General features: G+C 67.2%; 1 protein-coding gene. It reads left to right on the top strand.

The genetic code is table 11. The annotated features are described in order from the left end of the window. A partial coding sequence (trxB, locus tag A5688_RS06475; RefSeq protein WP_120312490.1) for a thioredoxin-disulfide reductase occupies positions 1 to 906 on the top strand: 906 nt, incomplete at both ends.

Raw genomic sequence — 906 nt, 5'->3', positions numbered from 1 at the left:
ATTGGTTCGGGTCCTGCTGGGTATACCGCGGCGTTGTATGCGGCGCGGGCGCAGTTGGCGCCGGTGGTGTTTGAGGGGACCTCGTTTGGTGGGGCGTTGATGACGACCACCGAGGTGGAGAATTTCCCGGGTTTTCGCGATGGGATCACGGGTCCGGAGTTGATGGATCAGATGCGGGAGCAGGCGTTGCGCTTTGGCGCGGATCTGCGGATGGAAGACGTGGAGTCGGTGTCGCTGGAGGGGCCGGTCAAGACGGTGACCACGGCCGAGGGCCAGACGCATCGGGCGCGCTCGGTGATCTTGGCGATGGGTGCGGCGGCCCGCTATTTGGGGGTGCCCGGGGAGCAGGAGTTGCTGGGGCGCGGGGTGAGCTCGTGTGCGACCTGTGATGGGTTCTTTTTCCGGGATCAAGACATCGCGGTGATCGGGGGTGGGGACTCGGCGATGGAGGAGGCCACCTTTTTGACCCGCTTTGCCCGCAGCGTGACCCTGGTGCACCGGCGCGAGGAGTTTCGGGCCAGCCGGATCATGCTGGAGCGGGCGCGGGCCAATGACAAGATCACCATCGTGACCAACAAGGCTGTGGAGGCGGTCGAGGGTGAGCAGACGGTGACGGGGTTGCGGCTGCGCGACACCGTCAGCGGTGAGGTGTCCACGTTGGCGGTGAGCGGGGTGTTCGTGGCGATCGGGCATGACCCGCGCTCGGAGTTGGTGCGCGAGGTGCTTGAGACCGATCCCGAGGGGTATGTGTTGGTCCAGGGCCGCACCACGGCCACGTCGATCGAGGGGGTGTTCGCCGCCGGGGACCTGGTGGATCGCACCTACCGGCAGGCCGTCACCGCCGCGGGCAGCGGCTGCTCGGCCGCCATCGACGCCGAACGCTGGCTCGCCGACCACGAAGAAACC

Source organism: Mycobacterium mantenii, assembly GCF_001667865.1.
In the GTDB taxonomy this organism is placed as follows: domain Bacteria; phylum Actinomycetota; class Actinomycetes; order Mycobacteriales; family Mycobacteriaceae; genus Mycobacterium; species Mycobacterium mantenii_A.
This window is presented reverse-complemented; position numbering and strand designations above follow the sequence as displayed.